Below are 7,800 nucleotides of genomic sequence, written 5' to 3' on the forward strand. Positions count from 1 at the left end.
CGGCGGCGCCTCCGTCACGCGGGGGCGGCGTGTGTGGGGGCGCGGCGGCGCCTCCGTCACGCGAGGGCGGGCGCGCCCGCCCTTCCGCCGTCGCCGTCCCCCGCGTCCCCGTCCGGGGTGGCCCAGGCGTCCCGCAGCGCGGCGAACGCCTCGTGGAAGCCCGGGAACGTCTTGCGCACGCAGCCGGGGTCGTCGTACGTCATGCCGGGCGCGCGCAGCCCGGTGACCGCGAAGGACATCACGATGCGGTGGTCGCCGCGGGTGGCGATCTCGGTGGCGCGGGGCGCGCCGGGGTGGATCTCGATCCAGTCGGGGCCGGTGGCGACCTCGACGCCGAGGGCGCGGAGGTTCTCGGCGCAGGCGTCGAGGCGGTCGCACTCCTTGACGCGGGTGTTGGCGACGTCCTCGATGCGGACCGGGCCGTCCGCGTAGGGGGCGAGCGCGGCGAGCGTCGGCATGGTGTCCGAGATGTCCCGCATGTTGACGGTCAGTCCGCGCAGTCGCCGGGGTCCGCGCACGGTGGTCGCGTCGTCGCCGCGCACGACGTGCGCGCCCATGCGCTCCAGGACGTCGACGAACGCCGTGTCGCCCTGCAGCGCGTGGCGGCCGAGGCCCGGGACGGTGACCTCGCGGCCGGGCGTGAGCGCGGCGGCGGCGAAGAAGTAGCTGGCGGTGGACGCGTCGGGCTCGATGCCGTAGTCACCGGCGCGGTAGCCGCCGGGCGGCACGGTGAAGCGGCTGCCCTCGCGCTCGACCTCGACCCCGAAACTGCGCATCATCGCGAGGGTGATCTCGACGTACGGCGCGGAGACCAGGCGCGTCACGTCGATGGTCAGCCCCTCCTGCGTGAGCGGGCCGAGCATCAGCAGCGCGGTCAGGTACTGCGACGACTCGCCCGCGTCCAGGGCGAGGTGGCCGCCCTTGATGCCGTGCGCGTCGACGCGCAGCGGGTGGTGGCCCTCGTGCTCGCCGTGGGTGAGGTCCACGCCGAGTTCGCGCAGGGCGCGGGTCAGCGGGCCGAGGGGACGGCGGCGCATCTGGGCCGAGGCGTCGAAGCGGTAGGAGCCGTGCGGCGCGGCGGCCACGAGGGCGGGCAGGAAGCGGGCCGTGGTCGCGCCGTCGCGGCAGTACACGTCGGCTTCGGCCACCGCCGGGCCCTCCGGGCGCCCGCCGATGCGCCAGACGCTGTCGCCGTCCTCGCGCACCACCCGGTAGCCGAGCCGGACGAGGCCCTCGACGAACCCCTCCGAGTCGTCCGAGCGCAGCGGCCCGCGCAGGACGGTCTCCCCGTGCGCGGCGGCGGCGAGGAAGAGGGCGCGGGCGGTGACGGACTTGGATCCGGGGATGTCGATGACGGTCACGCGGCCATTATTCCGCGGGCGCGCGGCGACGGGGGCGGGGGCCGGGAACCGAGGGGAAACAGTGGTGCCCGGGGCCGCCGGTCCGGCCGGGCAGCGGCCCGCCGCGTTCCCCCGGGGCCGTGTTCCCCTGCGGCCGTGTTCCCCTGCGGCCGTGTTCCCCGGGGGTGCGGGCAGGGCGCCCGCACCCCGTGAGCCGCTACAGCGCCAGGCCGGTGAGCACCATCACGCGCTCGTAGGTGTAGTCGTCCATCGCGTACCGCACGCCCTCGCGGCCGACTCCGGACATCTTGGCGCCGCCGTAGGGCATCTGGTCCGCGCGGTAGGAGGGCACGTCGCCCACGATCACGCCACCGACCTCCAGCGCCCGGTGGGCGCGGAAGGCGGCCTGCACGTCGTGCGTGAAGACACCGGCCTGCAGGCCGTACTTGGAGGCGTTGACCGCGGCGAACGCCTCCTCCTCGCCCTCGACCCGGGTGAGGGTCAGGACCGGGCCGAAGACCTCCTCGCACGCGACGGCCGTGCCGTCGGGCACGTCGGCGAGGACGGTCGGCGCGAACGTGGCGCCGTCCCGCTTGCCGCCCGCGAGCAGCCTGGCGCCCTCGCGTACGGCCTCCTCGGTCCAGCTCTCCACCCGCTTGGCGGCGTCCTCGCTGATCAGCGGGCCGACGTCGGTCGCGTCGTCGGACGGGTCGCCGGCGACCTGCGCCTCGACCGCGGCGACCACCTTCTCGACCAGCCGGTCGTACACGGCGGCGTCCGCGATGACGCGCTGCACGGAGATGCAGGACTGGCCGCCCTGGTAGTTGGAGAAGGTGGCGATGCGGGTGGCGGCCCAGTCGAGGTCCTCCTCCGACGCGTAGTCGGCGAGGACCACGGCCGCGCCGTTGCCGCCGAGTTCGAGCGTGCAGTGCTTGCGGGGCACGGAGTCCATGATCGCGTAGCCGACCTTGTCGGAGCCCGTGAAGGAGATGACGGGCAGCCGCTCGTCCTGCACCAGGGCAGGCATCCGGTCGTTGGGCACCGGAAGGACCGACCAGGAGCCGGCCGGCAGCTCCGTCTCGGCCAGCAGTTCGCCGATCAGCAGCCCGGACAGCGGGGTCGCGGGGGCCGGCTTGAGGATGATCGGCACGCCGGCCGCGATCGCCGGGGCGATCTTGTGGGCGCACAGGTTCAGCGGGAAGTTGAACGGCGCGATGCCGAGGACGGCGCCCTTCGGGAAGCGGCGGGTGAGGGCGAGGCGCCCGGTGCCGCCGGCGTCGGTGTCGAGCCGCTGCGCGTCGCCCGCGTTGAAGCGGCGGGCCTCCTCGGACGCGAGGCGGAACACGGACACCGCGCGGCCGACCTCGCCGCGCGCCCACTTCATGGGCTTGCCGTTCTCGTCGGAGATGAGCCGGGCGATCTCCTCGGCCCGCTCACCGATCCGCCGGGACACGTGGTCGAGCGCCGCGGCGCGCACGTGCGCGGGCGTGGCGGCGAACTCGTCCACGACCGCGTGCGCGGCCGCGACGGCCTCCTCGGTCTGGGCGTCGGTCGGCAGGGAGACGGTGCCGACGAGGCGGCCGTCCCAGGGAGAGGTGACGTCGAGCGTGGCGTCGCCGGTGGCCCGGCGGCCCGCGAGCCAGAAGGCGTGAGTGGAGGTCGACATGGGGTCCCGGCCCTTCCGAGTGACGAATGTCCGAACGAGGCGGGCGGACCGGCCGTCGCCGGCGGCCTGCGGCGCCGCCGGGCGGCAGTGAACGCCCAGGCCACACGGTAGGCCCGCCGCGCCCCCCGGGCGCTTGGCCGCGGCGTAGCAGTGCGGCCGCGGCTTTCTACGCTTTGGCAGTGGCGCGCGGGACCCGGGGCGGCCGGAGGAGCCCGACGCGCATCCGCAGGGTGCGGTCCCGGAGCGGCACCCGGCGCCGGAGGCCGGTCCCGACCGCGGGTCAGGCGGGCGCCGCGCCCTGGGCCTGTGCGGCGTCCGCGGCCGTCGCCTTCAGCGCGAGCCAGAGCTCCATCCGGACGTCGGGGTCGTCGAGGGAGCGCCCGAGGATCTCCTCGACGCGGCGCATCCGGTAGCGCAGCGTGTGCCGGTGGACACCGAGGTCCGCGGCGGCCGCGTCCCACTGGCCGTGCCGCGAGAGCCACGCGCGCAGCGAGTCCACCAGGTCGCCCCGGCCCTTCGCGTCGTGCTCGCGCAGGGCCCGCAGCATGCCGTCGGCGAAGGCCCGCACCGCGTCGTCGGCGAGCAGCGGCAGCAGCGACCCGTCCGCGAGGTCCTCGTGCTCGACGAGCGCGAGGCCCCGGCGCCGTGCCACCGACAGCGCCTGCTCGGCCTGCCGGTACGCCGTTCCGGTCGCGATCGGCCCGGCCGGTGCGGACAGCCCGGTGACCACGCCCGCCTCCTCGGCCTGCCGGTCCGCGTACGCGGCGCACACGCCGGCCACCGACCCGCCGTCCACGGCGATCGCCACCAGCCGCCCGTCCCCGTCCGGGACCACGAGGACCGGTTCGCCCGCCCGGGTGGCGGCCGTCTCCAGCGCCTCGGTGAGCTGGTCGAGCGGCGAGTCGCCGGGCCCCTCGGCGGCCGCCTCCTCCGCCTCGGCCACCAGGAGCCGAAAGGGCGCGTCGAGGAGGGCGCCGTACAGGTCTCCGGCGACGGTGCGGGCGTGCTCGGGCTGCCCGGACAGCAGCATCCGCAGCACCGCGGCGCCGAGCCGCTGCTCCGCCTCGCGCAGCGAACGGCTGCGCTCCCCGGTCAGCGTCAGCAGGGCGATCGCCGAGTGCACCGCGTAGCGGGCCGCGGTGCCGGGAGCGCCCTCGGTGCCCACGGCCAGCACCCCGCCCGACCGGCGTCCGCTGCCGAGGGTCTGGAGCTCCACGCGGTCGTCGCCGCCGCCCTCCGCGTCGGGGTCGCCGACGACGGAGCTGGTGTGCGGGCGGCGGCGGGCGAGTGCGGCGGCTGCCTCGCCGAGGCGGCCGGCCCGCCGCGCGGCCCAGGCCGGCTCGACGGCGACGACGCTGCCGGAGGGGTCGTACAGCGCCGCCCAGCCGTCGACGTGCGCGGCGAGGCGGGCGAGCAGTTCCCCCGGGCCCTCGGCCAGCGCCGCGCGCGTCAGTTCGCGCTGCGCCTCGAAGCCGTCGGTCACCGACCGGTACTGGTCGGCGGCGACGGCCTCGGACACCGCCTTGCCGATCGCGATGAACGGCGTGCGCCGGGGCACCTCGAGCAGCGGCAGGCCCTCCTCGCGTGCGGCGTCCACCAGGGCCTCGGGCACGTCGTCGTAGTTGACGCCGATCGCGAACCCGATGCCCGCGATCCCGGCCCCGACCAGCCGCCGCACGTAGCGCCTCATGGCGTCGGGGTCCGTGGCGTCGAGATTGGTGGCGGTGACGAGCAGCAGCTCGCCGCCCTCCATGTACGGGACGGGGTCCACGAGCTCGCTGGCGTGCACCCAGCGCACGGGCAGGTCGAGCCGGTCCTCCCCGGCGCGCACGGTGAGCTTGAGCGCCGAGTGCTGGACGAGCGAGGCGAGCGTGGGCGGCATGCCCCGAATGCTACGGCCTGTACGAAGCCCCGCGCCCGTTTGGGCCGCGATGTATGAACGGCTGGTGGTGCGGGCGCGGGACGCCTTGCCGCGGCGGCGTCCGCCCGGCGTCGGTCCGTCCTGCGCGACCGCCCGGGCCCGGGCCGGTCAGGAGGCTTCCGCGTCGCCCGCCCGGCGGGCCAGCCACCGCAGGACCGCGCCGAGCACGAGCAGCAGCACGCCGCACAGGGCGCCGCTCGCGACGACGTCCAGCGGCCAGTGGTAGCCGCGCAGCACCAGGCCGACGGCCGTCGCCGCAGTCAGGACGGCGGCGAACGGCACCGTGATCCGGCGGCCGGTGAAGGGCAGCAGCACGAGCGCCGCGGTGCCGTACGCGACCATCGCGGTGGCCGTGTGGCCGGACGGGTAGTACCCGGTGGCGTCGGTGAGCGGACCCGCCCGGTCCGTCCAGAGCTTGAGCGGTACGACGAGCGCCGGCACGACCGCCATGGTCAGCGCGCCCGCCAGGACGCTCGCCCGGGCCCCGCGCCACAGCGCCCACGCCAGTGCGAGCGCCAGGACGGGCAGCGCGACGGGCATGGAGCCGAGATCCGTGAGGACCTCCGCGATCCCCTGGGGGCCGTGCCGCACGACCGAGCGGTCCAGACGCTCGTCGACGCGCAGCAGCGGCCCGTCCGCCAGCACCTGCCAGGTGATGAGCACGAAGACGGCCGCGTACACGGCGGCCGCGATCGCCCGCAGCCGGCCGGCGGAGACACCTCGGCCGGACGCGCTCCGGACGGGGACGGAGGCGCCGGAAGGGCCGGAAGAGTCGGAAAGGGGGGACGGCCGCCCGGGAACAGGGGGGGTTGTTCCCTGACGGCCGTCAGGATCGGCTCGCCGATCGCTCCGGGGGGGTTGGAGCGCGCGGTCGTCCGACCGGTGAGGAGAACCGGGGCCCGAGGCCCCGGAAACGTGCGCGGAGGCACGCCCGGAACGGGACTGGGGACGCCCCGCACCGGATTCGCCCGCAGTCTCCTGCGAGCGGGGTGTTTCTCTCATCTGCGGAAACAGTACGCCGCTCGCGTCACGCCCGACAGCCGCCACCCCATCCCGCCATCGGCCTCGCACACCTTCTTCACAGTGCCGCTCGCGCGCCACGGCGGAGGCGGCCCGCCACCGCCGTGGCCGCCGCGGGGCGGGGACGCGGGTCGCGCGGGTGCTGCGCGGCGGTCGGGTGCGCCGGGCCGTGCGGGACGCGCGACCGCCCGGGCACGGACCTGCCGTGCCCGGGCGGGGCGTCGTCGAGGGGTCGTCTGGGCCGTACGGCGGTGGCGTCGTCGGGCCCGTCCGGCGGGCTCAGAGCTCCGCGAGCTTCTCCTCGATGATGTCGAGACCCTCGGCCAGGAGGTCCTCGCCGATGACGAGCGGCGGCAGGAAGCGGAGCACGTTGCCGAACGTGCCGCACGTGAGCACGACAAGACCGGCCTGGTGGCACGCCTTGGCGAGGGCGCCGGCGACGTCGGCGGCGGGCTCCTTCGTCGTCCGGTCCTTGACGAGCTCGACCGCGATCATCGCGCCGCGGCCGCGGACGTCGCCGATCACGTCGTACTTCTCGCTCATGGCCGTGAGGCGGCCCTTCATGACCTCCTCGATGCGGCGGGCCTTCGCCGGGAGGTCCAGCTCCCGCATCGTCTCGATGGCGCCGAGCGCGGCGGCGCAGGCGACCGGGTTGCCGCCGTAGGTGCCACCGAGACCGCTGGCGTGGGCGGCGTCCATGATCTCGGCGCGGCCCGTGACGGCGGCCAGCGGGAGGCCGCCCGCGATGCCCTTGGCCGTGGTGATCAGGTCGGGCACGATGCCCTCGTCCTCGCACGCGAACCAGGCGCCGGTGCGGCAGAAGCCGGACTGCACCTCGTCCGCCACGAACACGATCCCGTTGTCCTTCGCGAACGCCGCGAGGGCGGGCAGGAAGCCCTTGGCCGGCTCGATGAAGCCGCCCTCGCCGAGCAGGGGCTCCACGATGATCGCCGCGACGTTCTGCGCGCCGATCTGCTTGGTGATCTGCTCGATGGCCTGGGCGGAGGCCTCGGGGCCGCAGTTCTCCGGGCCGGTCGGCCAGCGGTAGGGGTAGGCCATCGGGACGCGGTAGACCTCGGGGGCGAACGGACCGAAGCCGTTCTTGTACGGCATGTTCTTCGCGGTCAGGGCCATCGTGAGGTTCGTACGGCCGTGGTAGGCGTGGTCCACGACGACGACGGCCTGGCGCTTGGTGTACGAGCGGGCGATCTTCACAGCGTTCTCGACGGCCTCGGCGCCGGAATTGAAGAGAGCGGACTTCTTGGCGTGGTCGCCCGGGGTGAGCGCGGCCAGCTGCTCGCAGACCTCCACGTACTCCTCGTAGGGAGTGACCATGAAGCAGGTGTGGGTGAAGTCGGCGAGCTGCGCGGACGCGCGCCGTACGACGGCCTCGGCGCTCGAACCGACGGTGGTCACGGCGATGCCGGACCCGAAGTCGATCAGCCGGTTGCCGTCGACGTCCTCCACGATGCCCCCGCCCGCGCGCTCGGCGAACACGGGCATGGTCGAGCTCACGCCCGCCGCCACGGTGGCGGTGCGCCGGGCCTGCAACTCCTGGGACTTCGGCCCCGGGACGGCGGTGACGAGTCGGCGCTCCTGCGGGATGGCGATCATGGGGGCTCCTGTGGGTCTGTCCCGACGCTGCGTGGTGCTGGTCCGGGGGTTCGTGAGCAGATCCGGTGCTGCGGTGCTGCGGTGCTGCGGTACGTGCTGCTTCGCAGGCTAGGGGCGCTCGGGGCGCGTGGGTAGCGCGTGCGCGCGGGACGCGCACGGACTGGCAGGGCTACTACATCATGCTGTGCACTTCCGGCACGACCTGTGTGGGAGCGGGCGCGGACAAGGGCCTGGGATGG

The 7,800-nt window shown here is 75.3% G+C and carries 5 protein-coding genes; all 5 read right to left on the reverse strand.

The features are described 5' to 3' along the window. Positions 1 to 56 precede the first annotated feature (56 nt). Entirely contained in the window at positions 57 to 1,361 is a 1,305-nt protein-coding gene (gene aroA / locus L1885_RS19475; protein WP_235798441.1) for a 3-phosphoshikimate 1-carboxyvinyltransferase, read from the reverse strand. A gap of 196 nt (positions 1,362 to 1,557) precedes the next feature. After that, complete coding sequence (locus tag L1885_RS19480; RefSeq protein ID WP_235798442.1) at positions 1,558 to 3,006, reverse strand: aldehyde dehydrogenase family protein; 1,449 nt, start codon at positions 3,004 to 3,006, stop codon at positions 1,558 to 1,560. Between the two features lie 280 nt (positions 3,007 to 3,286). Beyond that, positions 3,287 to 4,888 carry a PucR family transcriptional regulator gene (locus L1885_RS19485; RefSeq protein ID WP_235798443.1) on the reverse strand — a complete coding sequence of 534 codons (1,602 nt, stop codon included), beginning with the start codon at positions 4,886 to 4,888 and terminating at the stop codon, positions 3,287 to 3,289. Between the two features lie 147 nt (positions 4,889 to 5,035). After that, on the reverse strand, positions 5,036 to 5,608 hold the full coding sequence (locus L1885_RS29225; RefSeq protein ID WP_308117353.1) for a phosphatase PAP2 family protein: 573 nt from the start codon (positions 5,606 to 5,608) through the stop codon (positions 5,036 to 5,038). 618 nt (positions 5,609 to 6,226) lie between these two features. Continuing rightward, a complete protein-coding gene (gabT, locus tag L1885_RS19495) occupies positions 6,227 to 7,561 on the reverse strand; it encodes a 4-aminobutyrate--2-oxoglutarate transaminase (RefSeq protein WP_235798445.1) in 1,335 nt (444 codons plus the stop codon). Positions 7,562 to 7,800: the final 239 nt, after the last annotated feature.

This window comes from Streptomyces fuscigenes, from assembly GCF_021556455.1.
GTDB lineage: Bacteria > Actinomycetota > Actinomycetes > Streptomycetales > Streptomycetaceae > Streptomyces > Streptomyces fuscigenes.

Coding starts and splice junctions, on each gene's coding strand:
- L1885_RS19480 (WP_235798442.1), bottom strand. CDS start 3,006: ATGTCGACCTCCACTCACGCCTTCTGGCTCGCGGGCCGCCGGGCCACC.
- L1885_RS19485 (WP_235798443.1), bottom strand. CDS start 4,888: ATGCCGCCCACGCTCGCCTCGCTCGTCCAGCACTCGGCGCTCAAGCTC.
- gabT (WP_235798445.1), bottom strand. CDS start 7,561: ATGATCGCCATCCCGCAGGAGCGCCGACTCGTCACCGCCGTCCCGGGG.